This window comes from Acutalibacter sp. JLR.KK004 (genome assembly GCF_036941085.1).
GTDB lineage: Bacteria > Bacillota > Clostridia > Oscillospirales > Acutalibacteraceae > Acutalibacter.
Window position 1 is genome coordinate 691,824 of record NZ_JAYMNQ010000001.1, and the last position, 24,905, is coordinate 716,728.

27 protein-coding genes, 2 pseudogenes and 1 riboswitch are annotated in these 24,905 nt (G+C 54.6%); of the genes and pseudogenes, 12 read left to right on the top strand and 17 right to left on the bottom strand.

All coding sequences use genetic code 11. From position 1 onward, the window contains the following. Positions 1 to 176: 176 nt before the first annotated feature. Positions 177 to 302: pseudogene (locus VSQ30_RS04035) on the top strand (DUF5720 family protein); the annotation flags it as partial. Between the two features lie 214 nt (positions 303 to 516). Continuing rightward, positions 517 to 1,041: a TnpV protein gene (locus VSQ30_RS04040; protein WP_334462172.1), complete on the top strand. Its 525-nt coding sequence runs from the start codon at positions 517 to 519 to the stop codon at positions 1,039 to 1,041. Between the two features lie 63 nt (positions 1,042 to 1,104). Here the strand turns inward: VSQ30_RS04040 and VSQ30_RS04045 are convergent, their stop codons facing one another. Beyond that, on the bottom strand, positions 1,105 to 1,332 hold the full coding sequence (locus tag VSQ30_RS04045; RefSeq protein ID WP_016321970.1) for a helix-turn-helix domain-containing protein: 228 nt from the start codon (positions 1,330 to 1,332) through the stop codon (positions 1,105 to 1,107). A 156-nt stretch (positions 1,333 to 1,488) separates the two neighbouring features. On the opposite strand from VSQ30_RS04045, the gene VSQ30_RS04050 reads away from it, so the two are divergent. Continuing rightward, entirely contained in the window at positions 1,489 to 1,941 is a 453-nt protein-coding gene (locus tag VSQ30_RS04050; RefSeq protein ID WP_016321971.1) for a hypothetical protein, read from the top strand. 66 nt (positions 1,942 to 2,007) lie between these two features. On the opposite strand, the gene VSQ30_RS04055 is transcribed toward VSQ30_RS04050, so the two are convergent. Continuing rightward, positions 2,008 to 2,352, bottom strand: coding sequence for a helix-turn-helix domain-containing protein (locus VSQ30_RS04055; RefSeq protein ID WP_040655133.1), 345 nt, complete (start codon positions 2,350 to 2,352; stop codon positions 2,008 to 2,010). A gap of 174 nt (positions 2,353 to 2,526) precedes the next feature. On the opposite strand from VSQ30_RS04055, the gene VSQ30_RS04060 reads away from it, so the two are divergent. Continuing rightward, positions 2,527 to 3,555, top strand: coding sequence for an NAD(P)/FAD-dependent oxidoreductase (locus VSQ30_RS04060; protein ID WP_334462177.1), 1,029 nt, complete (start codon positions 2,527 to 2,529; stop codon positions 3,553 to 3,555). On the opposite strand, the gene VSQ30_RS04065 is transcribed toward VSQ30_RS04060, so the two are convergent. Next, positions 3,481 to 3,846 carry a winged helix-turn-helix transcriptional regulator gene (locus VSQ30_RS04065; protein WP_334462178.1) on the bottom strand — a complete coding sequence of 122 codons (366 nt, stop codon included), beginning with the start codon at positions 3,844 to 3,846 and terminating at the stop codon, positions 3,481 to 3,483. The two genes, VSQ30_RS04060 and VSQ30_RS04065, sit on opposite strands and share 75 nt — an antisense overlap. A 28-nt stretch (positions 3,847 to 3,874) precedes the next feature. Between VSQ30_RS04065 and VSQ30_RS04070 the strand changes: the two genes are divergently transcribed. Together VSQ30_RS04070 and VSQ30_RS04075 are read left to right on the top strand one after the other, a co-directional pair. Further along, positions 3,875 to 4,069, top strand: a complete 195-nt coding sequence (locus VSQ30_RS04070) for a hypothetical protein (protein ID WP_334462180.1) — start codon at positions 3,875 to 3,877, stop codon at positions 4,067 to 4,069. A 467-nt stretch (positions 4,070 to 4,536) separates the two neighbouring features. Next, on the top strand, positions 4,537 to 4,872 hold the full coding sequence (locus VSQ30_RS04075; RefSeq protein ID WP_334462182.1) for a replication initiator protein A: 336 nt from the start codon (positions 4,537 to 4,539) through the stop codon (positions 4,870 to 4,872). Here VSQ30_RS04075 and VSQ30_RS04080 read toward each other — a convergent pair. After that, entirely contained in the window at positions 4,838 to 5,239 is a 402-nt protein-coding gene (locus tag VSQ30_RS04080; protein WP_334462184.1) for a MarR family winged helix-turn-helix transcriptional regulator, read from the bottom strand. The two genes, VSQ30_RS04075 and VSQ30_RS04080, sit on opposite strands and share 35 nt — an antisense overlap. Beyond that, positions 5,236 to 5,634, bottom strand: coding sequence for an SRPBCC family protein (locus tag VSQ30_RS04085; protein WP_120407657.1), 399 nt, complete (start codon positions 5,632 to 5,634; stop codon positions 5,236 to 5,238). Before VSQ30_RS04085 ends, VSQ30_RS04080 begins: the two co-directional genes overlap by 4 nt. Positions 5,635 to 6,165: 531 nt before the next feature. Further along, a riboswitch (Lysine riboswitch) is annotated at positions 6,166 to 6,343 on the top strand. Positions 6,344 to 6,408: 65 nt separating this feature from the next. Here VSQ30_RS04085 and VSQ30_RS04090 point away from each other — a divergent pair. Next, positions 6,409 to 8,025, top strand: coding sequence for a Na+/H+ antiporter NhaC family protein (locus VSQ30_RS04090; RefSeq protein ID WP_334462186.1), 1,617 nt, complete (start codon positions 6,409 to 6,411; stop codon positions 8,023 to 8,025). An 81-nt stretch (positions 8,026 to 8,106) separates the two neighbouring features. On the opposite strand, the gene VSQ30_RS04095 is transcribed toward VSQ30_RS04090, so the two are convergent. Both VSQ30_RS04095 and VSQ30_RS04100 read right to left on the bottom strand, forming a co-directional pair. After that, the gene (locus VSQ30_RS04095; protein WP_334462188.1) at positions 8,107 to 9,393 is read right to left on the bottom strand and encodes an alanine/glycine:cation symporter family protein; all 1,287 of its coding nucleotides are present in this window, start codon (positions 9,391 to 9,393) and stop codon (positions 8,107 to 8,109) included. A gap of 153 nt (positions 9,394 to 9,546) precedes the next feature. Further along, positions 9,547 to 10,422, bottom strand: coding sequence for a polysaccharide deacetylase family protein (locus VSQ30_RS04100; protein ID WP_160641868.1), 876 nt, complete (start codon positions 10,420 to 10,422; stop codon positions 9,547 to 9,549). A gap of 385 nt (positions 10,423 to 10,807) precedes the next feature. On the opposite strand from VSQ30_RS04100, the gene VSQ30_RS04105 reads away from it, so the two are divergent. From VSQ30_RS04105 to VSQ30_RS04120, 4 genes are all read left to right on the top strand, one after another. Continuing rightward, positions 10,808 to 11,296 carry a GNAT family N-acetyltransferase gene (locus VSQ30_RS04105; protein WP_334462194.1) on the top strand — a complete coding sequence of 163 codons (489 nt, stop codon included), beginning with the start codon at positions 10,808 to 10,810 and terminating at the stop codon, positions 11,294 to 11,296. Positions 11,297 to 11,447: 151 nt separating this feature from the next. Continuing rightward, positions 11,448 to 11,849: a GntR family transcriptional regulator gene (locus VSQ30_RS04110; protein WP_334462196.1), complete on the top strand. Its 402-nt coding sequence runs from the start codon at positions 11,448 to 11,450 to the stop codon at positions 11,847 to 11,849. Next, positions 11,839 to 12,690 (top strand): ATP-binding cassette domain-containing protein, encoded by an 852-nt coding sequence (locus VSQ30_RS04115; RefSeq protein ID WP_334462198.1) that lies wholly within the window; start codon positions 11,839 to 11,841, stop codon positions 12,688 to 12,690. Before VSQ30_RS04110 ends, VSQ30_RS04115 begins: the two co-directional genes overlap by 11 nt. 49 nt (positions 12,691 to 12,739) lie before the next feature. Then, on the top strand, positions 12,740 to 13,522 hold the full coding sequence (locus VSQ30_RS04120) for a hypothetical protein (protein WP_334462200.1): 783 nt from the start codon (positions 12,740 to 12,742) through the stop codon (positions 13,520 to 13,522). 96 nt (positions 13,523 to 13,618) lie between these two features. Here the strand turns inward: VSQ30_RS04120 and arfA are convergent, their stop codons facing one another. Next, positions 13,619 to 15,148: an arabinosylfuranosidase ArfA gene (gene arfA, locus VSQ30_RS04125; RefSeq protein ID WP_334462202.1), complete on the bottom strand. Its 1,530-nt coding sequence runs from the start codon at positions 15,146 to 15,148 to the stop codon at positions 13,619 to 13,621. Between the two features lie 180 nt (positions 15,149 to 15,328). Between arfA and VSQ30_RS04130 the strand changes: the two genes are divergently transcribed. After that, positions 15,329 to 17,899, top strand: coding sequence for an alpha-L-rhamnosidase (locus VSQ30_RS04130; RefSeq protein WP_334462204.1), 2,571 nt, complete (start codon positions 15,329 to 15,331; stop codon positions 17,897 to 17,899). Between the two features lie 202 nt (positions 17,900 to 18,101). On the opposite strand, the gene VSQ30_RS04135 is transcribed toward VSQ30_RS04130, so the two are convergent. From VSQ30_RS04135 to VSQ30_RS04175, 9 genes and pseudogenes are all read right to left on the bottom strand, one after another. Next, entirely contained in the window at positions 18,102 to 19,493 is a 1,392-nt protein-coding gene (locus VSQ30_RS04135; RefSeq protein WP_502876189.1) for a recombinase family protein, read from the bottom strand. A 59-nt stretch (positions 19,494 to 19,552) separates the two neighbouring features. Next, a pseudogene (locus tag VSQ30_RS04140) lies at positions 19,553 to 19,960 on the bottom strand (LbetaH domain-containing protein); the annotation flags it as partial. Beyond that, a complete protein-coding gene (locus VSQ30_RS04145; protein WP_016222229.1) occupies positions 19,960 to 20,157 on the bottom strand; it encodes a cysteine-rich KTR domain-containing protein in 198 nt (65 codons plus the stop codon). The gene VSQ30_RS04145 and the pseudogene VSQ30_RS04140, both read right to left, overlap by 1 nt. After that, the gene (locus VSQ30_RS04150; protein ID WP_334462207.1) at positions 20,157 to 20,417 is read right to left on the bottom strand and encodes a hypothetical protein; all 261 of its coding nucleotides are present in this window, start codon (positions 20,415 to 20,417) and stop codon (positions 20,157 to 20,159) included. Before VSQ30_RS04150 ends, VSQ30_RS04145 begins: the two co-directional genes overlap by 1 nt. Positions 20,418 to 20,503: 86 nt before the next feature. Next, positions 20,504 to 20,836, bottom strand: coding sequence for a nucleotide pyrophosphohydrolase (locus VSQ30_RS04155; RefSeq protein WP_334462210.1), 333 nt, complete (start codon positions 20,834 to 20,836; stop codon positions 20,504 to 20,506). Beyond that, a complete protein-coding gene (locus VSQ30_RS04160) occupies positions 20,833 to 21,528 on the bottom strand; it encodes an HAD family hydrolase (protein WP_334462212.1) in 696 nt (231 codons plus the stop codon). The genes VSQ30_RS04155 and VSQ30_RS04160 overlap by 4 nt, the downstream gene beginning before the upstream one ends. 557 nt (positions 21,529 to 22,085) lie before the next feature. Continuing rightward, the gene (locus VSQ30_RS04165; protein ID WP_237076375.1) at positions 22,086 to 22,559 is read right to left on the bottom strand and encodes a YwiB family protein; all 474 of its coding nucleotides are present in this window, start codon (positions 22,557 to 22,559) and stop codon (positions 22,086 to 22,088) included. 109 nt (positions 22,560 to 22,668) lie between these two features. Continuing rightward, a complete protein-coding gene (gene murI, locus VSQ30_RS04170) occupies positions 22,669 to 23,541 on the bottom strand; it encodes a glutamate racemase (RefSeq protein ID WP_334462215.1) in 873 nt (290 codons plus the stop codon). Between the two features lie 13 nt (positions 23,542 to 23,554). Then, positions 23,555 to 24,637, bottom strand: a complete 1,083-nt coding sequence (locus VSQ30_RS04175; protein ID WP_334462216.1) for a D-alanine--D-alanine ligase family protein — start codon at positions 24,635 to 24,637, stop codon at positions 23,555 to 23,557. Positions 24,638 to 24,905 lie beyond the last annotated feature (268 nt).

A 24,905-nucleotide genomic window follows, 5' to 3' on the forward strand; every position in this document is an offset into this window, starting at 1 on the left:
TTCACATGGAATTAAATGAAATGGAAAAACGGCTGCTTTTTCAGGTTGAGGGCGACTATCAATCCAAAGTCCTGAACGAGCTTTACATGACTGTCCGGTACACAAAGAGTCCCGAACAGCGGAAGGCAGCGGAAAATCTGATGGCAAAGCTGCGCGTTCTGACGGATGCCGAGTGCATGGACATCGTGCGGGATATTCAAAAGAATTACTGTCTGCCTTACCCGCCCCGGACGATTGGGGAAAAGATTGCCGAGGCCAGGCAGCAATCCGGTGCGGAGAAATTGAAGGGGCACGACATCATGGCGCTGGAACGCTTCGACCCGGAGGTACGCCACATGATCGTCTTTGCCATCCTGGGGGCCGCGGCCAGTGATATAGCTGAAATGCCCCTGCGTGAGATCGCCAGCACCGTGTTACCCCTCTATTGGGAGGAAGAAAAACAAAATCGCACATTTGCCGGGAATCCTGACAGGCAGTATAATAACGGCAGAGTAAGACATGAAAGGAGCGTTGAGCATGGAACTGACATACAGAACGGAGAGCGGCTACCGTCTGCCCAATCTGGACGTGCCGGAGGCACCGAAGGTCGGAAAATATGGGATGCTGCGGCGCAGTTTCCTCGCCAATCACCGGCACGGGATTTACACCGGGATGCTGTTGACCGGGGAACTGAACGCCCATCTGGAGAAGATCGACCGGGAGGCCACCGAGATGGTGGAGCGGTTGACGGCGCAAATGGCGCGGGAGCAGGGCGTGACCGAGGAACTGAAAGCGTCCGATCAGATGAAGTGGGTGGGCCTGATGAACAACATCCAGGCAGCGGCGGAGGAAGCGGCGATGGCGGAAATCGTGTACTTTGATTGGGACAACAAGGGCAGCTCTGGCCCCCAGGACGGCCTTGCCGACCATGTGGGCATTGTGGAGAAGGTGGAGAACGGTCTTGTCTACACCGTGGAGGGCAACTCCGGCGATAGCTGCCGGGAGAACCGCTACGCCATAGGCCATTATGAAATTTATGGATACGGCACACCTGCCTACTGACCCCGCAGACGTATAATTTTCGCCCTGGACTGACTGGAAACAGTTCGTCCAGGGCGGCTTTTTTCATTCCTCAAACAGCTTTGAAACGGGAACTTCCAGTACATCCGCGATCTTAAACAGCGTTTCCAACGACACGCCAAAGACCCGCGTGGGGCTTTCAATTTTAGAGACATACGACCATGACCGCCCGATCTTATCCGCAAACGCCTCCTGCGTCAGCCCCTGCAATTTTCGGTAGTATTGCACCTTCAATCCGAAGCGGATGTACTGTTCCCGATATTCCGTTTCCATAGCGCACCCCTCTTTCCGATAAAAGGGTAACACGAAAACGGGGATTTATTTAGAGAATGTAATTGCTATTTATAGCAATACAATGATATAATAGGGCAATCACAGGTCAAGTATTCCCGCCGTCCGGCGAACGGGCGGGCACAAGGAGGTCATGCGATGGAGAAAACCTGCTTTTTTATCGGCCACCGGGACGCGCCGGACAGTCTGGCCCCGGTACTGGATGCCCTGGTGGAGCGGCATATCACGGAGTATGGTGTGGGGGAGTTTGTGGTAGGGCGCTACGGCGGGTTTGACGCGCTGGCGGCAAGCGCGGTGAAGCGGGCCAAGGTGCGCCACCCGGACGTGCGGCTGATCTGCCTGCGGCCCTACCACCCGGCTGAACGGACTGAAAAGACACCCAGCGGCTTTGACGGCTCCTTTTACCCTCCGGGGATAGAGCAAGTGCCAAGGAAGCTGGCTATCGTCCGGGCCAACCGCTACATGGTGGACAACAGCGACTTTCTGATTGCCTACGCATGGCACCCCGGCAACGCCCGTGAGTTGGTAGAGTACGCCCAGCGGCGAGAGCGGCGGGGATTATTGCGTGTGAATGTGCTGGGCCAAGCGTAGGTCGTAACCTACCGCTGAAGATAAGGGCATACGAATAAGAGCCATTGACCTCGCAATCAACGGCTCTTACTCTTTCATTCTGATTGCCCCATCCAAAGTGGCTTCTACGATAGGAAGATATTTTTCCGGGCATAGTTGCATTTTGTGACGCACTCTCTGGCGTACTTCACTGTTTTCCTGCATTAGCGCAGGATTGAAGTAGCGTTCCATAGGTAAATGACAAATTTGTATCAGTCGCAACATGACCGGGACGCTGGGAATTATTAGACCTAATTCAATGTTGGCGAGATAGCGAGTTGATACGCTTACTTCCTCTGCCAACGCTCTGCGTGTCATTCCTTGCGCTTCACGCCCTGCTCGTACATCCTCTCCAAAAGTTTCAAAACCGGGACAATCCTTGACCTCTGCCATATTACATCACCCAAGCACATTGTATAGTTCATACTCATTCTTTGGAATGATGTAATTTTCTCTTTACTTCCCTTTATAATTCATCTTTGTTGAATCGAAAGCCCTGTCTTACGTTGTATCAGCCATGAAATTGTGCTATAATCGAAGCGAAACTTTAGAAAAACGGGGTGCCCCATGTACGATGTAATTGTTATCGGTGCTGGCCCTGCCGGAAGTACCGCCGCAAAGGTACTGGCTGAAAGAGGGCTTCACGTCCTGCTGGTAGAACGGCACAAACTCCCTCGCTATAAATCATGCTCCGGCGTCCTGATCCAGAAGTCAATAGATTTGGTGCGGCGCTACTATGGACAGGATGTACCGCTATCTGCAACGTGTACCCCGGTAGAAAACCGGGGCATGATCTTCACAGATGATAAAGGTCGAGAGTTCCGCTTTGAACAAGGCGGCTTGAACGTGTGGCGCAGTTCCTTTGATAACTGGCTAACGGAACAGGCGGCAGCGTCCGACGCAGAAGTCCGGGACGGCACCAACGCCATCTTCTGTGAGGAACAGGACAATTTGATCTCTGTCACGCTGCGGGGGGAATCCTCCTGCACAGAGCAGGCCGGATACGTCATTGATTGTGAAGGTGTCACCGGCATATTAAAGCGGCAGTTACTTGGGAACAGCCGGGATTATATCACGACTTTCCAGACGTTCAACCGGGGAACAATCCAGTTAGACCCGCACTACTTCTACGCCTACTTACAGCCGGAGCTGTCCGAGTATGACGCATGGTTCAATGTGAAAGATGAAATGCTGGTGCTGGGCGTTTCGGTCAAGAACACCAGCAGGATCGAGCAGTTCTATCAGCGGTTCATCTCCTACATGGAAACCCACCACGGCTTGCAGATCGGGCAGCAGGTCAAGGCGGAAAAATGGCTGATGCCCCATATCCGGCCCGGTTGCTCCGTCACCTATGGACAGGGCCGGGTACTATTTGCCGGTGAGATCGCTGGGTTCCTCAATCCGATGGGCGAGGGGATTTCGGCGGGAATGGAGAGCGGCTACCATGTGGCCCAGGCCATAGCAAATCACTTTGACGCTTTGGATATGATTTATACAGACTACCAGCGAGACACCCAGCAGCTAAAGTCTTACATGGAGCGCCAATGGAATTTTGTTGGGCGAATGGCCGATACATTTTCGGACATGATTATCTAAACGAAAGGTGCGGGGACAAAACACAAATGAGTTTTGTCCCCTGCACTTTATTTTTTGAAAAAATGTGACGTGCCGTAGAGGTTTCCTGTCTATATTGGTGAAGGGCCTTAAACGCCTCTGCAATTCATTGAAGCGCACGGCCCCCTTGGAAATTTGCCACAGGATTTTCAATTTCCACTTGCCGCCCAAAATATTCAGTCCGATCTCCATAGGGCATTGCTCGGTAATTGCAACTGCTTTTGCCATAGGGTGGAGCATCACCAAGCCGACAGACAAGCTGCTTGCGTTCATACTTGAGCAGGGCTGGGGCGAGATACATATGAACCGAAACGAGGGGCGGATGATTCGCGGCGGCGGTACTCCCTACGGCGGCCCTGGGACGGCCCCGAAGACCGGCAAGGGGAGCAACAGCAGAAAGTATCAATGCCCATGCTGCGGGTGCTCTGTGAGGGCTACAAAGGCCGTGAATGTGGCTTGCTTAGATTGCGGGGTGCCTATGGTGCTGGTAAGCTGAAATTGAAAGTTAACAATCAAAAAGACACGGGCTCGCGCTCGTGTCTTTTGGCTTGTGGTGATAACCTTGCCCGCATTTTCCGAACAAATTCCGAACAAAAGCAGGTGTCTTAGAATGTAGACGCAGCCACGCTTTTGTTATAATCCGTTAAGTTGCCCGAATCTCCCAACGTTTACCAGTTCTAAAACTGTGATATATTCTAAGTTTTGAGACGGCTCTTTTTCTCTTGTCTGCATGGCATTCAAGAGGTCAGCGGTTCGATCCCGCTTATCTCCACCACAGGGTACACGAGAGAAAAGGCTTGTTTCAAAAGGAACGAGCCTTTTCTTGTATGTTGTATGTGTTTCGTAGGCCAGCATATCCCGGCCATACAAGCACATTCCCACTAGGGGCGTTCAGAACTTTATGAACGCCCCTTTTTTCATGCCAATTTTTAGATACTATCATTATAGAAAGGAGTTTTCCCCATGAAAGACCGCCTTGACTATGATTATTTTTACGGCGGGGAATCGGAGCAGTTCAGTTTCTACCGTATCCCCCGTCAGCTCATTGTGGGCCTGGAGTTCAAGCACGTTTCCACCGACGCCAAGCTGCTTTATGGCCTTATGCTTGACCGTATGGGTTTGTCGGCCCGGAACGGCTGGTATGACGAAGAAAACCGCGTGTTCATCTACTATCCCTTAGATGAAATCAAAGAGGCCCTGAACTGCGGCAACGATAAGGCGGTCAAGCTGCTGGCAGAGCTGGGGAATGTCCAAAGTGAGGAGTTTATAGAAAGAAATTCATCAATTTGGATAAACTAATGTCAACACTTTCTACTGCTTTAATCGCTTCTTTTAATACAGATAATCCATTATCTGTATTACAGATTGTATTCGCACGACTGTCAACTTTACTTTGGATTCTTTGCGTTAATCCTTTCTTTTCCAGCAAACGTAATGTTGACGATACTGTCATAGGGTCAATCATCGAGAAATCGGATATTTTCTTTTGCGTAATTTCAATATCACTTTCACTTAATTCAACAATAACAGCAAGTATGACATATTGAGTATGTGTCAAATCAAACTGACGTAAAACTGATTTAACCGCCCTTTGCCAAAGAGTAGATACTTGCCAAAATAACAAACCAATGCTTTCATCGCGCGAATTATATCGTGACTCCTTCATTGTGATACCATAGACAACAATTTATCCATTGCGTTAGGCAAGTTGGCTGTTATTCCTCTGCCCATACCTTCCATTTGCTCGTCTGCCCCTCCACTAATGATAACCGTATGTGTTATAGTGCTTTCTGTTATAACATGACCAAACGATATGGTAATCTTGCCTAAATGAGAACTTGTAGTAAATTCCCTTTCAGTATCAATGCTGTCAATCACAAACGGGAGTGATTGCCCATTTTTCATTGACATAATTCCATTACTACCAGTCGCAAAGTTACCATGCAACACTACATTTTCCACATCATTATCCCACTCTTTCCAACGGGAAACATTACTATAAAGTTCCCATAATTTTTTGATGTCAATATTTCCAGACACCATGTTTTCGTACTTGAACATTTTTGATACCTCCAATAATAAGTTTGCTTATTATAAGCGCACTTATTATAATGGACATGATTAAAAAAGTCAAGATAAAGCAAGATAATATTTCTTGACTTTTATGATAGTGTTCAAATTTTTATTTGTTTGTCTGTCATATATGGAAATGTCCCAAAAGATGTATGAATGAGAGGGATTCCGTAGTAGTCGGCATTGTGCTGTAATGTGTATAACTGGCTGTCTTATGGAATTGTGGGTAACTCTGTTTGCAGGACGTGGGAAAGCTGCTCTTCAGCTTTTCCATGTGCTGTGAATAGAGTTATCCATGATTCCATAGCCTGTTATGCACATTTCCACAATGCTTGTCTTTTGCTCTTTGGTTTCTTTGGTTCGGAATAGTGTGGTGCTGGCGGTCTATCGCTTGTTTTCGGTTGCTTGCTTCTTTACCGTACATGAGCATTTGCACCGGGAATGTAAAACGCGCGTTTGGACACATACTCTCCCCAAATCCCGCTTGACAAGCGGGGCGGGAGGGGGTATGATAAGCATAAGCATGATAGAGGCGCGGCTGACAAGAGTACGTTTCCAGCAGGCCCCGGGCAAGGGTGGAAGCGGAAAGGGGATGCCGCCGAGGCTAAGGAGCGCCCAGCTCCTTTTGCCGGGCTGCGGGAGAAGATCCCGCAGACTGTCGCCTTCCTTGCAGGGAGGGCGGAGCGCTGTTGTGATTCATATGCCTTTTTGTGAAGTCATGACAGAGTATGTCATGACTTTTTGCATGAGAGAGGGAAAAACATGAAGAAAGCAAACCTTATCAAGGGGGTGCTGCTGGCGGTTATCCTGGTGGCAGTGTTTGTAGGCCCCCTGCTTGCCGGAAACGGCGAGAGCGCCGCGGAGGGGGGCGGGTTCTATGGCACCGCCTGGGCGCTGCTGCCCCCGGTCATCGCCATTGCCCTGGCCCTTATCACCAAGGAGGTCTACTCCTCCCTGTTTGTGGGCATTGTCATAGGCGGCCTGCTCTATTCCGCCTATTCCTTTGAGGGCACTGTGCTCCACGTGTTCCAGGGAGGCATTGTCAGCGTGCTGTCCGATGGGTACAACATCGGCATCCTGGTGTTCCTGGTAATTTTGGGGGCCATGGTGGCTTTGATGAACAAGGCCGGCGGATCCGCCGCCTTCGGGCGCTGGGCCGCGCAGCACATCAAAAGCCGGGTGGGCGCGCAGCTTGCCACTGTGGCCCTGGGCGTACTTATCTTTATCGACGACTATTTCAACTGCCTCACCGTAGGCTCTGTTATGCGCCCTGTAACGGACAAGCACAAGGTGTCCCGGGCAAAGCTTGCTTATCTCATCGACGCCACCGCCGCGCCTGTGTGCATTATCGCCCCGGTTTCCTCCTGGGCGGCGGCTGTGGCCAGCTATGTGGAGGACGGCAACGGCCTCAGCCTGTTTATCAAGGCCATCCCCTTTAACTTTTACGCCATCCTCACCATTGTCATGATGATTGGCATGGCGGTGATGAAGATGGAGTTCGGCCCCATGGCCCGGTTCGAGCGCAGCGCCCAAAATGATGGCGACCTGTGGGGCGGCAGAAACCCCTATGCGGGCGCAGCCGGGGAGGAGGAAGAGGAGAAGGGCATCGTGCTGGATCTGGTGCTGCCCATTGTTGTGCTGATCATCTCCTGCGTTGTGGGCATGATTTATTCTGGCGGCTTCTTTGAGGGCGCGTCCTTTGTGGAGGCTTTCTCGGGTTCCGACGCCTCTGTGGGCCTGATGCTTGGCTCTGTCTTTGCCCTGGCCTTCACCATTTTGTACTACTGCCTGCGCAAAACCATGACCTTCCGCCAGACCATGGACTGCATCCCTGAGGGCTTCAGGGCCATGGTGCCTGCCATCCTCATCCTCACCTTTGCCTGGTCGCTGAAGGCTATGACAGATTCCCTGGGCGCCAAGGTGTTTGTGGAAGGCGTGGTAAAAGGCTCTGCCGGGGCTTTCCAGGCTTTCCTGCCTGCTGTGGTGTTCCTCATCGGATGCTTCCTGGCCTTTGCCACTGGCACAAGCTGGGGCACCTTTGGCATCCTTATCCCCATCACCCTCAGCGTGTTCCCCCTGACCGATCCCCTGGGCGTGGTGTGCGTGTCCGCCTGCATGGCGGGGGCTGTCTGCGGCGACCATTGCTCCCCCATTTCTGACACCACCATCATGGCTTCCGCCGGCGCCCAGTGCGACCACGTGGATCACGTGTCCACCCAGTTGCCCTATGCCATCACAGCGGCGGCTGTCAGCTTTGTGTCTTACCTGTTCGCGGGCTTTGTACCCAATGCCCTTATCGCCCTGCCCGTCTCCATCCTGCTGATGGTGGGCACCCTGTTTGCCATGAAAACCATCCACGGCAAAAAGCAGGGGGCATAAGGGAGTGCTCCTGAAAAGAGGATAGAAAAACCGGGGCGCACCCTTTTGGCCGTCAGGCTGGGGGATGCGCCTCTTTTTCCGCTACCCCTTTTCCTCCTGGCCCAGCCAGGAAAGCCCCTTTTTGGAAAGGAGGAACAGGGCGCAGATGTTGGGCAGGGCCATCAGGCCGTTGCAGGCGTCCCCAAAGCGGAACAGGGTTTCCAAAGGCAGCACACACCCTGCCACAGCAGCCCCGGCAAAGGCCAGGGCAAAGGCTGTGCGCCCCCTGCCCCGGGTAAGGTAGAACAGGCCGCTCCTCCCGTAACAGCACCAGGCCACCGAGGTTGCAAAGGCGAAAAGCACTGTACACAGGGATACGGCCCAGCGGCCCCAAATCCCCATAGCCTGCTCAAAGGGGTAAAAGGTAAGCTGCGCCCCGGAAAGGCCGGGGGCCGGGCAGCACAGGATGCACAGCCCTGTCACCGTACACATCACCAGGGTGTCCAGGAACACCTGGAAAATCCCCATATATCCCAGCTCTGCCGGGGCGCGGCCCTCCACCTCCTCATAGGCAAAGGCAGAGCTGCCCAGGCCCGCTTCGTTGGTAAACACCCCCCGGGAAATCCCGGCCTGCATGGCAAGCACCATCCCCGCCGTCCCTCCGGCCCCGGCCCGCAGGGAAAAGGCGCTTTCCCATATAGAGGATAAAGCGGCAGGGAGGTTTTCCCGGAAAACCCACAGCACAAAAAGGGACGCGCCCATAAAGAGTATGGTCATGGCAGGCACCAGCTTTTCCGTTATCTTCACAGCAAACCCCAGCCCGCCCCGGGCCACGAAAAAGAGCGCCGCCCCCGCCAGAAGGGCCGCCGCCCAGCCGGGACCGCCCAGATCCTCCCAGGCGGCCCGGAAGGCGTGCATCTGCACCATGTTGCCCATGCCCAAAGAGGAAAGGCAGCACCCGGCGGCATAGACCAGGGCCAGCGCCCCGCCGTATTTCCCCGCCTTTTCTATGTAGCGCAAAGCTCCCGTGCCCCGTCCCCTTACAGGCTTAAACCGGGCGCATAGATAGTTTTCCATGAAAACCGTCATCATCCCCAGCAGGGAGGAGGCCCACATCCAGAAAAGCGCCCCTGGCCCTCCTGCCATAATGGCAGCGGCCACCCCCACAATGTTCCCTGTGCCAATGGAGCCTGCCAGGGCGGCCGTGAGGGCCTGGAACTGGCTGACCCCGCCGCGGGCTTCCTTCCGGCAGCACAGGGCCGCTTTCAGCCAGCGCCCCGCCCTGCGCACCTGGAAAAAGCAGGTTTCATAGGAAAAATAGGCCCCGGCAGACAAAATCAGGGCCAGGGTAGGCCAGCCCCACAGCACCCCGCAAATCAGTTCTCCCATGTATCTCCCCTCCTGTGTATGCCTCCGGCGGCTTAGGGACTCCGAGTCTCGCCTGCCGGCTCGGTCGGCTCGAGACGGTTGCCACTGGCAACCCTCGCCCCTAAGAACCCTGCAACCCCTTTTAAAAAAGGGGTTGACCCTAAAATTAAACCCCTATCCCTTAAGGCCCATCCTCTTTTCAAAAAACTCCTGGGAGCTTATACCGGAATACCGCAGGAACCGCCCCAGCTCAAACAGGGAATTGGGATCCCTTGTCACCCGGCACACCTTTTCCTCGCAGGAGAGGGTACATAAAAAGCCCATTTCCTTTACAATGCCGGGGGTAGACTTGCTCATGGCCCCAAAGGGGTAGGCCAGGGCCGTAGGCGGGGCAATTCCCCCCTTTTCCGTTATGGCCCGCTGGGCCTCGTTCAAATCCCCCATAAGCCTTTGGCGGTACTGCTCCTCCGATTCCCCGGGAAGCTTCTTCACCCCCAGCGCCCCTTTTTTGCTCTGGTGCAGGTCATAGCTGTGGTTCTGCACCTCCACCAGCCCGGAGTCCGCCATTTCCTTCAGCTCTTCCCAGGTGCAGTGGGAATAGTAGGCGCTTTCGTCCGGGGTGTCGGTGTAGAGATCCGTATAGCGGCCTATGGGGGAAATGACAAATTTGCTGTTGTATTTCTGGGCCAAAGGGAAGGCGTATAGGTAGTTGCTGTAGTATCCGTCGTCAAAGGTGAGCAGCACAGGCTTTTCCGGCAGGGAGCCTCCTTTGGTGTAGGCGATAAGATCCTCAATGAGGATGGTGGTATAGCCATGGCTTTGCAGATACCGCAAATCGTTTTCAAACTCTTCCGGGGAGATGACATACTGGCCGTGCCGGGCCGGATCCTTTAGCATGGAGTGGTACATCACCACTGGCACTTCCACCCCCTCCGAAGCGGCGGCAGCCATAAAGGCCCCTGCACCCAGCGCCAGGCACAAAATTCCCAGCCCCGCCATTTTCAGGTTGATTTTCACAAGGGCAAAAAAGCCCTTTGGTTTCTTCTTCATATGGATAGCCACCCCCTGTATCCATATATATAGGCCGCGGCAGGCAAAAATGAGTCACGCCCGTCTCATAAAAAAGCGGTATAATAACGCGGGGTGATGAAAATGGAAGAAATCCGGGCCAGGATGTCAGAAATAGAATACAAGCGGCATCCAAGGGATGTAAAATATCCGCTGGCTGTCCATAAAAACTTCCTTGCCAGCCATCACAAGAAAGTTTCCATAAAGGCCCATATGTTTTCTGCTCTTTTGCACCCTGCCCTCTTCCTCTCTATCCTTCGCTTTTATGAGACAGGAGGCTTGAGGGGCCGGGCAGCTTGACAAGGACGGGAGGCGGTGGCATAATGGAAGCGGCAGGCCCTTTGCTGCCGCAGAAGGAGGCACACACATGGAAGCTGTTTATCATGCCGCAACAAAAGAGGAACTGGCCTGTTTATGGGAAAAGAACCTCCTGGCCTACCCGGCGGATCCCCGCTGGGCCAAGTGGGCCAGGGAATATACCGCCTATAACGAAAACGGCATGGGCATAACCTTTGCCGCTGTGCTGGAGGGGGAGCCTGTAGGGGAGGCCACCCTGCTGCTGTCCCCTGCCTGCGGGGCCATAGGGGGCAGGCTGGCTTTGGCGGACGGGAAGTCTGTTGGGAACGTGAATGCCCTGCGCATGGAAAAGCGCTGGGAAGGCCAGGGGCACATGTCCAGGCTGGTGGGGGTTTTAGAGGGCTATGCCAGGAAGCGGGGCCTGGAAGCCCTGACTATTGGGGTGGGCGCAAAGGAAACCCGGAACCTGGGCATCTATCTCCACTGGGGCTATGGGGAGTTTGTTATGGCCCAGGAGGAAGAGGGGGAATTGGTGCTGTATTACCGGAAGAATTTGTAAAATACCAGGCAGCCGGGCGGCAGGGGAAACCCGGCCGCCTTTTTATTTGGAAAAATTTTGCCCAAGCCCCTTGACAGGGGTGGAAAGCAGTGGTATACTGCTGTCATGGTTAATTACTCAAGTAACTAGCTAAACAAGAAAGGAGGCGCGCATGCGAAAGGTAGATTTCAGCGGGGAAAAGCCCATTTTTCTGCAAATTGCCGAGAGCTTGGAGGATGCCGTGATCTCCGGCGCTTTGCCGGAAGGGGGTCAGCTTCCCTCCATCACAGAGCTTTCCGTACAGTATACTATCAACCCGGCTACGGCCTTGAAGGGCATAAACCTGCTGGTGGATCAGGGGGCCGCCTATAAAAAACGGGGCGTGGGCATGTTTGTAGCAGAGGGGGCCAGGGCCTTGCTGCAAAAAAAGCGCCAGGGGGACTTTTCCCAGCGCTTTGTGGAAGCCATGGTTTCAGAGGCACAGCGGCTGGAAATCGGACGGCAGGAACTGCTGGATATGGTGGCGCTGGAATTTGACAGCGCGGAGAAAGGAAGGGCAGAAAATGGCGATTGAACTGAAAGGCATCTCCAAAAGCTTTGGACAGGTGCAGGCCCTGAAAGGGGTAAGCGCGGTGTTTGAGGAGAACAAGATTTACGGCCTGCTGGGCCGCAATGGCGCGGGGAAATCCACCCTGCTGAACATTTTGACGAACCGGGTTTTCCCGGATGAGGGCACAGTGCTTGTGGACAGGGAAAATGGGCTGGAAAACGACGCGGCTCAGGCCAAAATCTTTTTGATGAGCGAAGCCACCCTGCACCCGGAGGCTATGCGGGTGAAAGGGGCCTTCCGCTGGGCAAAGGCTTTTTACCCCAGCTTTGACGAAAGCTACGGGGAGAAGCTTTTGGGGGATTTCGGGCTGAGCCCCGGGGCGAAGATCTCCGGGCTGTCCACAGGCTACCGTTCCATTTTCAAGCTGGTGCTGGCCCTTTGCGTAAACGTGCCTTATGTGCTGCTGGATGAGCCTGTGCTGGGCCTGGACGCCAACCACCGGGAGCTTTTCTACAAGCGGCTGCTGGAAAAATATGCGGAGAACCCTTTCACGGTGGTGCTCTCCACCCACTTGATTGAAGAGGTGGCAAATTTGGTGGAGGACGTGGTGATTATTAAGGAAGGGGAGATTTTGCGGCAGGAATCCCGGGAAAGCCTGCTGGCCGGGGGGTACACCGTATCCGGCGGGGCCGCGGCGGTGGACGCCTACATCCAGGGCAAAAAGGTGATAGGGATGGACGCTTTGGGCGGCCTGCGCACAGCCTATGTGCTGGGCGCTCCGGAAAAGGGCAGGGAAGCTGCCAAAGACCTGGAATTTGGCCCCATGGATCTGCAGAAGCTGTTTATCCAGCTTACAAATTCCTGAGAATCCCGCACGTGCTGCATTTATTTTTTCACAGAAACGAGGTATTACTATGAAGCTCCTTTCCTCTTACCGCTACCAGGTACACGACCAGCGTATGGCTATCCTGGTGTTTTATGGCGTGATGGTGGGCATGGTTTTGCTGAACCTGCTGTTCCTCCCTTTTGCAAACGCGGCGGACGCAGACCTTACCATCACTTCCGGCGGCATTACCGCTGTGACCATGGTGTTCTCTTTTATCCTCTCCCTCTGCGCTTTTAAGGACAGCTTCCTGCTGAACATCCAGCATGGGATTTCCCGCCGCAGCCAGTTTTTGGCCCGGATGGGGGCTATGGCTACTGTCTGCGGGGCGATGGCTGTGGCGGATGAAATTTACACCCTGCTTATTTCCCTGCTGAGCTTGCCCTTCCCCAACAGCTTTTTTGCCCATTCCCTCTATGAGATATGCTATTGCTCTAACGTCACGTCAGTGGTAAGCTCTGATTTCACCTATACCGTATCCACCTCCGGGGCTTCCGCGGTGCTGTCCATTGTGTTCAGCTTTTTTGTGCTGCTGGCGGTGAATGCCTTCGGCTATTTGATTACTGCCTTCAACTACCGTCTGGGCAAGGTGGGGAAAATCATCCTCTGGGCTGGCTGGCCCTGCCTGCTGATTGCCGGCAGCGCCCTTCTGGAGGTGAACCCCTGGCTGGAAAAAACGCTTCTGTCTTTGCTGTTAAACTTATGCCAGATGTGCCTTTCCAGCCTGCCCAGGCTGTGCTTTACATGCCTGGCGCTTACGGCGGTTTTCTCCGGCCTTACCTGGCTGGTGATGCGCCGGGCGGCGGTGAAATAAGAACCTGTTAGGAAAGCGGCCTCCCTTCGGGGCGGGCCGCTTTTTTGATCTGCGCCGGGGCGCGGGCTGGGAACAGGCTATACCGGTTTTCAAGCCCTATATGCTTTTTTTCAGGCGCAGGACATTCCAGCTTGCGGGAGCCAGCTTTGCGCGCAGGATGCCGTCTGCAAGCTGGTTCCTGTCTGTGGCGGCATGGGGACAGACCGCTTCCTTTTCCGCTGTGTTTACGGCGCCCATGTCCGGGTTTTCCAGCACTAGGTGCTCCAAAAGCTGGTAGCCGGGGAAGCTTCTCAGATCCGCTTCCAGGGTGATATCCTCGGACAGATCCCGGTTTACGGCGAAGATGGTGAGGGCTTCCCCTTCGTTGTCCCACACAGCGGCGGCATCCACGTCGGTTACGTCTGTGTAGTCCAGGGTGTCGTGCCTGGAGGAGCGCAGGGCCGTTTCCAGGGCAATGCCCCTGCCGTACCGGGAGGCGTGGAGGTAGGGATAATAGATGGTCTGCCGCCAGGCCGGGCCGTTTTCCTCGGTCATAATGGGGGCGATAACGTTTACAAGCTGGGCCATGCAGGCCATGCGCACCCGGTCGGAATGCTTTAAAAGGGTGATAAGCATCAGGCCCACCAGCAGGGCGTCCTCAAAGTCGTACTGATCCTCCAGCAGACGGGGGGCCACGCTCCAGGGCCGGTTCTTCATGGTGTCGTCGTCGGCCTCGTTTGCGTGGAACCACACGTTCCATTCGTCAAAGCTGAGCATGATGTCCTTTTTCGAGCGCTTCTTGGCCTTGACAAAATCGCAGGTGGCGATAACGGTCTTGATGAAATGATCCATGTCGTCAGACTGGGCCAGGAAATTGGCGGTATCGTGGAAGCGGTTGCCGTAATAGGTGTGCAGGGAGATGAAGTCTACGCTGTCGTAGGCCTCCTCCAGGACAGTGGCCTCCCACTGGGGGTAGGTGGGCATGTTGGTGTTGGAGCTGCCGCAGGCCACCAGCTCCAGGGAGGGGTCAATCTGCCGCATGGCCTTGGCGGTTTCGTCTGCCAGGCGGCCGTATTCATAGGCGGTTTTGTGGCCTGTCTGCCAGGGGCCGTCCATCTCGTTGCCCAGGCACCAGGTTTTAATTCTGTGGGGGTTTTTTATCCCATGGCTTATCCGCAGGTCGCTGTACTTGGTGCCGGAAGGATGGTTGCAGTATTCCAGCAGGTTGCAGGCGGCCTCAATCCCCCGGGTGCCCAGGTTCACCGCCATCATCACCTGGGTTTCCGCTTTTTTGGCCCAGCTTGCAAACTCGTTTACCCCGATGAGGTTTGGCTCTGTGCTGCGCCAGGCAAGCTCCAGGCGGCGGGGGCGGTCCGCCACAGGGCCGACGCTGTCCTCCCAGTAAAAGTTTGAGACAAAGTTGCCCCCGGGATACCGCACAATGGGCACCCCCAGTTCCTTCACCAAATCCAGCACGTCCTGGCGGAAGCCTTCCCCGTCCGCCGAGGGGTGGCCCGGCTGGTAAATGCCGCCGTACACCGCCCTGCCCAGGTGCTCGATGAACGATCCGTAAATACGCTTGTCAACGGGGCTTATCTGGAAATCCTTGTCCAGGGTGATGCGCGCAAATTTTTTACCACTTTTCATGTTTTAAAATCCCTCCTGCTGAAATTATTCCGCGTCTTGGAAAAGTTTGGTCGCAGCTTTTTGCAAGCTTCGTCCTTCCTTTTTCCCCGGATTTGTGCTACTCTTACAGTATAATACAAATCATCCGTCATGTAAATTTCCAAACGGGAATAAAAAATATTTTTTTAAGGAGTGAAGCGCATGAAGCTTACAAACCTCCGGGTAAACCATTTCACCACCCCTCTGGGCCACTTTTTGGGCAGGCCCATTTTTTCCTGGGTGGCACAGGACACCCCCGACAAAAAGCAGGACAGCGCCCAGGTTACAGTTCACACCTCGGAGGGCGCAAAGGTGTATGACAGCGGCAGGCGGGGGGACATTTCCTCTTTGGGCTTTGAGGCCCCTATAGAGCTTTTGCCCCGCACCCGGTATGTGTGGGCTGTTACCGTGTGGGGGGACGGGGGAGACAGCGCCACAGCCGGCGCCTGGTTTGAAACGGCTAAGGAGGATGAGCCTTGGCAAGCCAAATGGATTGCCGCGGACATGGATAAGGAGCGGCACCCTCTGCTGCGGAAGGCCTTCTCCCTGCCGGGAGAGGTGAAGTCTGCCCGGGTGTATGCCTGCGGCGTGGGGATTTATGAGCTGTATGTCAACGGGAAAAAGGCCGGGGACGAATACCTGCTGCCCGGCTATCACTGCTACGACGCCAATTTGGAATATCAGACCTTTGACGTGACCGCCCTGCTGCAAAAGGGGGAAAACGCCTTGGGCCTGGCATTAGGGCCGGGGTGGTACAAGGGGGAAATCGTGTTTGACCGCTACAAGGATTTGTACGGGGACACCATGCAGGCCATCTGCGAGCTGCATGTAGAATTCACAGACGGCACGTCCCTTGTGATAAACTCCGATGAAACCTGGGAAAGCCTTCCCTCCCCGGTGGAGTTTTCCAACATCTATGACGGCGAGGTGTTTGATGCCAGGAAGGCTGTGCCCCAATGGGCAGAGGCCGCATGTGCCGCGCCCTCCTCCGGCGTGGAGGTGCGGCAGGAGGACAGGCCCTTAGTGGCCCGGTTCGGGCCGAAGATTGTGAAAAAGCGGGAGTTTGCCCGGGTGGAGATTATCACCACCCCTAAGGGCGAGACGGTGCTGGACTTTGGGCAGAACATGACGGGATGGGTGGAGTTCCATGCGGACGAGCCGGAGGGCACGGAAATAAAGCTCAGCTACAGCGAGGTGATGCAGGAAGGCTGCTTCTATCGGGACAACCTGCGCTCGGCTAAATGCGAATATACCTATATCAGCGGCGGGAAGCCCGCCCGGGCGCGGCCCCATTTCACCTTCTATGGCTTCCGGTTTGTAAAGGTGGAGGGCGTGAAAAACGTAAAGCCGCAAGACTTTACAGCATGCCATATCCGTTCAGACATCGACCCCATCGGCTCCATGGAGACGGACAATCCCCGGGTAAACCGTTTGTTCCAAAACGCCATGTGGGGACAGTTTGACAACTTTCTGGACGTGCCCACCGACTGCCCCCAGCGGGACGAGCGCCTGGGCTGGACAGGGGACGCGGCGATTATCAGCGCCACCGCCTGCAAGAACATCTATATGCCCGCCTTCTTCCACCATTTTGTGGTGAACCTGGCCCATGAGGAAAAGGCATACGGCGGGGCTGTACCCTTTTTTGTGCCCAGCCCCAAGGTGGCCCATGAGGACAAGCCCCAGTCCTGGGTGAACAACAACGAAAAGGGCTGCGCCATCTGGAGCGACGTGGCCACCATGATGCCCTGGGCTGTATATGAAAATTACGGGGACGTAAACCTGCTGCGCCGGGAATATGATGTGATGAAAACCTGGGTGGAGCGTATCCGGAAGGACGACAGGCTGGACGGGGACAGGGGCCTGTGGCTGCGGGGAGAGCAGCTTGGGGACTGGCTGGCCCTGGACAAAAAGACGGATTTGGAGCACGACCAGGATCCTTTCGGCGCTACGGATTTGCAGTATACCGCCTCCTGCTTCTACTATTATTCCACGTCCCTTACAGCCAAGGCTGCCAAGGCCCTGGGCTATGCAGAGGACGCCACTGATTATGAAGTCTTGGCGGAGAAAATCAGAGCGGCTGTCGTAGGCGAATATTTTAACCCGGACGGAAGCTTCAAGATAGAGGGCACCCAGACTGCCTGCGTGCTAAGCCTTTATTTCGGCATTTTCCCGGAGGGGAAAAAGGACGCGGTGCTTGCCCGGCTTATTAAGCGGATTGAGGCCAAAAACTGGCATTTGGACACTGGCTTCTGCGGCACGCCGTTCCTGTGCCGGGTGCTTTCCGACAACGGCGCAAACGACGTGGCCTACACCCTGTTTTTAAATGACGATTTCCCAAGCTGGCTGTATGAAGTGAAGATGGGGGCCACCACCATCTGGGAGCGGTGGAACTCCATCCTGCCTGACGGCTCCATCAGCGGCACAGGCATGAACAGCCTGAACCACTATGCCTATGGCTCCATTGCGGACTGGATGTACCGGAACATGGCGGGGATCAGCCCCTGCGAGGAGGCCCCCGGCTATAAGCGGGCCGCTATCCGCCCCATGCCGGATCCCCGCATCCGCTTTGTGGAAATGGGCATGGATACGGCGGCGGGCCGGTATGAGGTGTGCTGGCGCTATGACGGGGAGGCCCTGCGGTATGACATCACAGTGCCCTTTGACTGTGAGGCCGACCTGCTGCTGCCCGACGGCAGGACAGAAAGGCTTGGCCCCGGGCGGCACAGCTTCTAGGGCCTGTTCACATAAGCGCTTGCAAGCGTCTTTTTGGCGGTTTTTTGCCATCTTCTTTGCCCAAAATTCTTGAGGTACGCAAAGTACATCTGCGAATTTTTGACTTGATTCTGCCAAAAACCTGCTCAAAAATCCACATGCTCATCTTATGGGCGTTATATATTAGGAAAACAAGCAAACGGAATTGTTTTAGGTTAGGGGGTCAGCCTGCGGCCCCCGTAACCATAGGGGAATTGAGTTCGATATATTCTGCTATACGGCGGAACTCGTCAGCGTATTTGAATTTCACGCTGATATTGCCGCCCTCGTAAACCTTAATGTGGTCGATCAGCTCGCCTAAAATTTCCCGTGTCAGCTTGTCAATGTTCCGGTATTTGAGAAATGCGGTAAGGCATGGGCTTTCCGCATCCACACCATTTTCCAGTTGCTCCTGCTCCGCCGTCAGCGTTTGCATAATGCGTGTGAGGGCCTCAATCTGCTGCTCATAGTCCTCGCTCATGTGCCGGTAATCGTTGCGGGTAATTTCCCCGTCTTTCCAGTCTTGATAAAGGGCCTGCTTGTATCGCATGATTTTAGCAAGCTCTTTTTCTTTTGCAGCGATGGTATCTTCCAGCCGCTTTGACTTGCTCCTTTTCAGAGGTGCGGAGTTGATACGGGCAACAAACTCGGAATAGGTAAGTGCCAGATGCACCTGTTGCTGGATCGCAAACAGCACTCCAGCCTCAAGGCGGTCACTTTTAATCGAGTGCATGGTGCAAGCCTTTTCTGAAAGGCTTTTATACGTCCCGCATTGATAATATACATAAATCCCTTTGGATGCGATCCGGGACATCGCCCGGCCACAATCAGCACATTTCAGAAAACCACTGAACAGGTAAAGCTGTTTCGCTTTTGGAGCGGTGCGGGTATCCCGTTTGAGCAGGCTCTGCACCTTTGTAAAGGTTTCCCGGTCTATGATGGCCTCGTGGGTATTCTCCACGATAAACCATTCTTCCTCCGGCACTTTTTCTTGAATGTGGATTTTATAGCTTTTCACCCGCTGGCGGCCTTGTACCATATCCCCCACATAAACACGGTTTTTTAAGATCGTGTCTATGGTGATCGTGCTCCACATAGGATTGCCCTGGGCGTTGGGGGCGTTGTACTTGAGCCCTTGCTGTTGCTTATAGGCTGTGGGACAAAGTGTCCCGTGGTCGTTCAAGTAATAGGTGATCCCCCGTTTGTTCATGCCGGACAGAAACAACGCAAAAATGCTTTTTACCACTTCGGCGGCCTCGGGATCAACCAACAAGGCGTGTTTGTCATTCGGGTCTTTCACATAGCCATAGGGGGCATACGAGCCGATAAACTCACCGTTGCGGCGTTTCATATCAAATACCTGCCGGATTTTCTTTGAGGTCTGGTAGCAGTATTGATCGTTCATTACATTCGTGATCGGCACAATAATGTTTGATACGCTGTCCGGGTTGCGGTAACTGTCCACCCCCTCCGCCAAGCTGATAAACCGTACATTCAGCCGGACAAAAAGATTTTCAATCAAGTTCCCGGCATCGGTATAGTTACGGGAGAGGCGGGACAGGTCTTTGACAATCACGCAGTTGATCCTGCCGCTATACACATCGGCCAGGAGCCGCTGGAAATCTTCACGGTCGGTATAGTAACTCCAGCGAAGATTGCGGCCTCATATCCAATCCAAACATCATTTCCAACAACAATATCCCCTTTGTTGTCCCATGCCTCGGTTATTTGGCTAACATCAAGTCCCCATTCCTCAAAGAAAATGGGAAACGGATAAGTCGCAAGTGAAGTCATGCTATGGTTGGCGCTATTGAACAAGAAACGAGCGCCACAGGCGATAGAGCAAAACTTACCGATAATCAGCCTGTCATGGTTAATAGGATAATGGTAAAGAACATTATTCTTTTGAAAATCAACAGGATCATTTACAAAGTCGTTATACATGGTGTAGTCGCCCACAATGATGCTGGGATCGATAATAACATTTTTCAAATATACGGTTTCCCGATCTTTTGACCGGGGATAAATTTTTTGCTTGTCCATCATGAATTGCTATCCTCCTCAGAAATCAAGTTACTCATACGAATAACAGATAGGTTTGTTTTCTTGACATTCACTAAAGTCTCCTGCTTGCATTTCGGGCAATACAGAGGAAAATTGATGAGCTCTGTATCTTGACGCACTTTAAGTCTGGTCTTATTTCTACATATAGGACATAGAAGCCATACCATTCGATTCATTAAAGACTTCCCTCCTTGTGGTTTGATTGAATAAGCGTTTTGTGTTCCCATTTTCTACTCATGAAATAGAGTAAGCCTACAATAGCAGGCAAGACTGGCGAAAGCGCCTGGCCGTAATAAATGCCAGAAAACCCCATATTAAGTGCAAAAGCCAAGAGCCAACTCACAGGCAAACGCATAATAACTGCGCCCAGTAAAGCGTTAATCATAGCGATATTTGCCGCACCGACACCAATAGCAAAGGAATCCAAAGTGTACATAATTTATATGGCCCTTATGTGAACACGCCCTAAAAAAAATAAAAGAACTCCTCCGCCTTCGGGCGGGGGAGTTCTTTATATGGGCCTCAGATTGTCCAGCGCTTCATGTTTCTTTCGTGTTTTGCCCGGTAGATTTCCGTCAGCTCCTCCGGGGTGATGGAGTAGCACAGCAGGACATCGTTAAAATACATCATCACGTCGCACATTTCCTCAATGAAATCGTGGCGGGTTTCCGGGTTTTCCAGGATGGCCTTGTCGCCCTGCTTTTTGATGATGTCCGCCGCCTCCCCGGCCTCTATCATCATCCACAAAAGGGAGTCCCGGCCCTTTTGTGGGTTTAGCCCGCCCCACTTGTCAAAATATTTTTCCTGCAATTCCTTCTGGATTGCCTGCATCTCCTCAAAGCCAAAGCTGCTCATGCTTTCCTCCCTTTCCCCAGCGCCGCCTGTTCAAGCTGTGCCGGATCCCCCGCAAGGTACACTGCCCCGCAGCGCCGCAGCTCTTCCTCGTCCCGGAAGCCCCACAGCACGCCGCAGGCATCCATCCCGGCGTTTTTCCCGGTTTCCATGTCCACGCCGCTGTCCCCTATGTACAGGATTTCCCCAGGGGAAAGCCCCCAGGCCGCCGCCATCTCCAGGGGCACAGCGGGGTCTGGCTTTTTGGGGGAGCCTTCCCGCTGGCCCCGCACCTGGCTGAGCACCTTGCCGTAAAAGGCGTGGGCAATATACTGGGTCATGTTATCCGGCTTATTGGACAGCACCCCCAGCAGGACGCCCCTCTCGTGCAAACGCGCCAGCACGTCGGGCAAGCCGGGATACGGCCCTGCCAGGGCCAGGGGATCCGCCTCATACCGGCGGTCGTACGCCGCCCGCAGGGCTTTCACGTCCTCTGGCCGGAGCCTTGCCCCCACGGTTTCCAGCATCCGCTGAATCAGCACGTCCGCCCCGTTTCCCACCAGCCGCTTGTAAGCGGCGGGGGCAATGGCGGGCAGGCCGAAGCTTTCCAAGGCCCCGTTGCCGAAATGGGCGATGGAAAAAAGGGTGTCCACCAGGGTGCCGTCTAAATCGAAGAGACAGGCTTTATAAGGCGTGGTTTCCATAAGAATCGTCATACGGCAGGGGCTTCCCAAAGAAGAGCGCCCCGCCGTTCCTTTCCGCTGTATTTTACTGCCGTCTCTATTATGCCATGGGGCTGGCGGAAAATCAAGGGGCAGGCAGGGCAAAAGATAGGCGTGGTGGCTTTTTAACTTCAAATTTCAGAATTTCTCCGTCATAAGTTGGGAGTGTCCAAAACAAGTATTTTAAAAAGCGGGGAAACACAAAAGTTTGTGGGCAAAAGCTAACGTAAAACGTACGTTTTACGCCAAACGCCATGTGTCAGCGTTTCCGCCCCGGGCCAACCGAGCCGGGGAAGATCCCCGGCAGGGACCGCTCTGGCCCGACCGAGTCGGTAGACAAGACCAGGCGAGACGCAATGCGTCTAAACCGCCGGAGGCATAAAACGCGCGCTTGAACGCTCCCGCTTTGGGCGCCTTTTCTCATGCCCTCCATACGGCGCTTTTTTGAAATTAGTGGCCCTTTGTCAACAAGCCCAATAGGGAAAGAGTCTTTTCTCTGTTATTTATACAAATCCCCGGTTTCTTCCGTCTTTGCGGCCCTTATGCCGGCCCTATAGCTCTGGCTCTGCCCTGCGGCGGGGCCGGGGGGCCACTGTTACGGTAAGCTCGTTCTGGCTGGAAAGGTTGGAGTCAATGTCCAGGGTATAGCGGATATCCATGGAGCCGCCCTCCTGGCCCAGGGCCACCTTCAGCTTGCTGGTGAACACCCCTACAGTGAGGGAGCCGAAGCCTGTGTCATACAGGCACAGATGGCGGCGGCCCTCCTCCAGGATAAGCCGGGTGGAAGAGCCTTGGCGGATCATGGTAACCTTCCCTGGCTCCACCTTGAGCACGGCGGTGTGGGCCTGCCGGGGATCGTCCTCGTCGTATTCCTTATAGGCGATAAACTGCGCGCCGTCCCGCTGGGTATAGGTGCCAGTGGTGCTCAAGGTCACTTCCCCGCGGTCCTCGGCCTCGTATAGCTGCCGCCCGGTGATGCTGATATTGTAATCGTCTTTAAGCATGGCTTTCCTTTCACCTCTCATAGGGACAGTGCTGGTTTCCTGTTTTTTACACAATAAAAGAATGCTGGGGACTGTTTTGGGGCATGTGCTCTGGTCTTAATATGGGGACAGGCTTTTATTAAGCAAATTGCTAGGCGCCTTCCATGCTTACCCGTCCTGTGCGGCCCTGGACAGAGTGCCCTAAGAACAGCTCTGCCACGCCCGTGAAGCTTTCCGGCTCGTCGGTGACAAAAAAAGCGGCGCTGCGGGGATTTCCCTCCCCGCAGAGAAGGCCGTCCTCTGCCAGCCGCCCGGCTAGGGCCAAGGCGGCTTCCCGGCCCGCGTCCACCAGGGACACGGAATGGCCCATTACGCTGGCGATGATGGGGGCAATGATGGGATAGTGGGTGCAGCCCAGAATCAGGGTGTCCACGCCGGCCTCCCGCACGGGGCCTAAGTACCGCTGGGCCACCAGCCGGGTGACCTCCTCCTGGGGGGAGATAAAGGCGTTTTCCACCAGGGGCACAAAGAGGGGGCAGGCCTGGGAGTATACCTCCAGCTTGTAGTCGATCCCCAAAAGGGCCTGGCGGTAGGCGTCGCTGTGGATGGTGGCGCTGGTGCCGATAACGCCCACTTTTTTGTTCTTGGTAAGCCCGGCGGCAGCCTTTGCCGAGGGGCCGATAACATCGAAATAGGGCACAGGCAGGTTTCTGCCAATGTCTCCCGCTGTAGAGCTTACTGTGCCGCAGGCCGCCAGCACAGCCTTCACATCGTGGTTCATCAGGAAAGCCATGTCCTGGGCGGCATAGCGGCGGATGGTTTCCCGGCTGCGGGTGCCATAGGGCACCCGGCCGGTGTCCCCAAAGTATACAATGCTCTCCCGGGGCAGGATTTTCTCCAACTCCTTCACAGCCGTAAGCCCTCCCAGGCCGGAATCGAATACGCCGATAGGCCGATTATCGGGCTTTCGGTTGCCGATAGGCTGGTTGTCGGGCTTTCGGCTGCCAGCAGGCTGGTTATCCATTGCCGCCGCCCCCTTAGCAGCCCGCCTGCCGGAAGGCAAGGGCAATCAGCCTGTCAAGCAGCTCTCCATAGCGCAGCCCCATAGCCATCCACAGCTTGGGGTACATGCTGATAGAAGTAAAGCCCGGCAGGGTGTTCAGCTCGTTTAGAACCACCCGGTTGTCTCCCTCTGTCACGAAGAAGTCCACCCGGGCAAGGCCGGAGCAGCCCAGAAGCCGGTATGCCCGCACAGCGGTTTCCTGAATCTGTTTGGCGGCTTCCTCCGGGATACGGGCAGGGATATAGAGCTGGCTGGTGCCGTTTACATATTTGTCGTCGTAATCATAAAACTGGGCGGAAGCGCCGATTTCCCCCACCATGGAGGCCAGGGCGTCCTGGCGGTTGCCCAGCACAGCGCACTCCACCTCCTGGCCTTTGATGCCTTCTTCCACCATGATTTTGCCGTCCTCTTTTGTCGCCTTGCGGATGGCTTCGTCCAGGCCCTCGGGAGACTCCACCTTGCTGACCCCCACAGAGGAACCGGCGTTGGCAGGCTTCACAAACACAGGGAAGTCCAGGCGGGCGCAGATTTTATTTTTGATGGTTTCCGGCGCGCAGTCGAAGCGGTCGGCGTAAAACCACAGGTAATGGGCCTGCTCGATGTTGGCGGCGGAAAGCAAGGTGTGGGTGACAGCCTTATCCATGCAGATGGCAGAGGCTTCCGTATTGCATCCTACATAAGGGATGCCGGAAAGGGCCAGAAGGCCCTGGAGGGTGCCGTCCTCCCCGTTTTTTCCATGGAGGGCGGGGAACACACAGTCCAGATGAATGGTGCGGGGTTTTTCCCCCAGCACCACCAGCCCGTGAAGGGAAGGATCCGGGGAGAGGAAGGCAGGCTCCACCGGGCCTTTCTCCCATTGCCCTGAGGGCAGCAGCGCAAGCTCGCCGGTATACAGCAGCCAGCGGCCCTCCTTGGTGATGCCCACCATGTAGATATCATATTTTTCCCTGTCCAGGTTTTCCAAAACCGACGCTGCGGACATGAGGGAAACCTCATGCTCAGAAGATTTCCCGCCAAAAAGTACGGCAAGGCTGACTTTTTTACCGGATTCGCTCATAATGATTCCATCTCATTTCTATAAAAGAATATTTTATTCAGAAAGTACAGAAGGAGTTCAAAGGACATAACCCCGCTTTTCATTATACTATATGCACCGGGATTTCGCAACCTGCAAAAGCTTTCAGGCAAGACTTTTCACAGGCCGGGCCGCTTCCCCTGGGAAAGGGGCAAAAAGCCACCGCCGCCTTTGCGGCTATTATATCATCGCTGTGTGTCACCCGTGTGAATTCCTGCAAGAAAATAATGGCGCAAAGAAATGGGGGCTT

Bases quoted from the DNA above. Each gene is read 5' to 3' on its own strand.
- VSQ30_RS04095 (WP_334462188.1), bottom strand. From the start codon at position 9,393: ATGGGAGAACTGATTTGCGGGGTGCTGTGGGGCTGGCCTACCCTGGCC.
- VSQ30_RS04160 (WP_334462212.1), bottom strand. From the start codon at position 21,528: ATGACGATTCTTATGGAAACCACGCCTTATAAAGCCTGTCTCTTCGAT.
- VSQ30_RS04060 (WP_334462177.1), top strand. From the start codon at position 2,527: ATGTACGATGTAATTGTTATCGGTGCTGGCCCTGCCGGAAGTACCGCC.
- VSQ30_RS04065 (WP_334462178.1), bottom strand. From the start codon at position 3,846: ATGAACGCAAGCAGCTTGTCTGTCGGCTTGGTGATGCTCCACCCTATG.
- VSQ30_RS04115 (WP_334462198.1), top strand. From the start codon at position 11,839: ATGGCGATTGAACTGAAAGGCATCTCCAAAAGCTTTGGACAGGTGCAG.
- VSQ30_RS04090 (WP_334462186.1), top strand. From the start codon at position 6,409: ATGAAGAAAGCAAACCTTATCAAGGGGGTGCTGCTGGCGGTTATCCTG.
- VSQ30_RS04145 (WP_016222229.1), bottom strand. From the start codon at position 20,157: ATGAATCGAATGGTATGGCTTCTATGTCCTATATGTAGAAATAAGACC.
- VSQ30_RS04120 (WP_334462200.1), top strand. From the start codon at position 12,740: ATGAAGCTCCTTTCCTCTTACCGCTACCAGGTACACGACCAGCGTATG.
- VSQ30_RS04150 (WP_334462207.1), bottom strand. From the start codon at position 20,417: ATGTACACTTTGGATTCCTTTGCTATTGGTGTCGGTGCGGCAAATATC.
- VSQ30_RS04085 (WP_120407657.1), bottom strand. From the start codon at position 5,634: ATGTTCAAGTACGAAAACATGGTGTCTGGAAATATTGACATCAAAAAA.
- VSQ30_RS04130 (WP_334462204.1), top strand. From the start codon at position 15,329: ATGAAGCTTACAAACCTCCGGGTAAACCATTTCACCACCCCTCTGGGC.
- VSQ30_RS04155 (WP_334462210.1), bottom strand. From the start codon at position 20,836: ATGAGCAGCTTTGGCTTTGAGGAGATGCAGGCAATCCAGAAGGAATTG.
- VSQ30_RS04050 (WP_016321971.1), top strand. From the start codon at position 1,489: ATGGAGAAAACCTGCTTTTTTATCGGCCACCGGGACGCGCCGGACAGT.
- arfA (WP_334462202.1), bottom strand. From the start codon at position 15,148: ATGAAAAGTGGTAAAAAATTTGCGCGCATCACCCTGGACAAGGATTTC.
- VSQ30_RS04110 (WP_334462196.1), top strand. From the start codon at position 11,448: ATGCGAAAGGTAGATTTCAGCGGGGAAAAGCCCATTTTTCTGCAAATT.
- VSQ30_RS04055 (WP_040655133.1), bottom strand. From the start codon at position 2,352: ATGGCAGAGGTCAAGGATTGTCCCGGTTTTGAAACTTTTGGAGAGGAT.
- VSQ30_RS04080 (WP_334462184.1), bottom strand. From the start codon at position 5,239: ATGAAGGAGTCACGATATAATTCGCGCGATGAAAGCATTGGTTTGTTA.
- VSQ30_RS04175 (WP_334462216.1), bottom strand. From the start codon at position 24,637: ATGAGCGAATCCGGTAAAAAAGTCAGCCTTGCCGTACTTTTTGGCGGG.
- VSQ30_RS04105 (WP_334462194.1), top strand. From the start codon at position 10,808: ATGGAAGCTGTTTATCATGCCGCAACAAAAGAGGAACTGGCCTGTTTA.
- VSQ30_RS04100 (WP_160641868.1), bottom strand. From the start codon at position 10,422: ATGAAGAAGAAACCAAAGGGCTTTTTTGCCCTTGTGAAAATCAACCTG.
- murI (WP_334462215.1), bottom strand. From the start codon at position 23,541: ATGGATAACCAGCCTGCTGGCAGCCGAAAGCCCGACAACCAGCCTATC.
- VSQ30_RS04075 (WP_334462182.1), top strand. From the start codon at position 4,537: ATGAAAGACCGCCTTGACTATGATTATTTTTACGGCGGGGAATCGGAG.
- VSQ30_RS04070 (WP_334462180.1), top strand. From the start codon at position 3,875: ATGAACCGAAACGAGGGGCGGATGATTCGCGGCGGCGGTACTCCCTAC.
- VSQ30_RS04165 (WP_237076375.1), bottom strand. From the start codon at position 22,559: ATGAGAGGTGAAAGGAAAGCCATGCTTAAAGACGATTACAATATCAGC.
- VSQ30_RS04040 (WP_334462172.1), top strand. From the start codon at position 517: ATGGAACTGACATACAGAACGGAGAGCGGCTACCGTCTGCCCAATCTG.
- VSQ30_RS04045 (WP_016321970.1), bottom strand. From the start codon at position 1,332: ATGGAAACGGAATATCGGGAACAGTACATCCGCTTCGGATTGAAGGTG.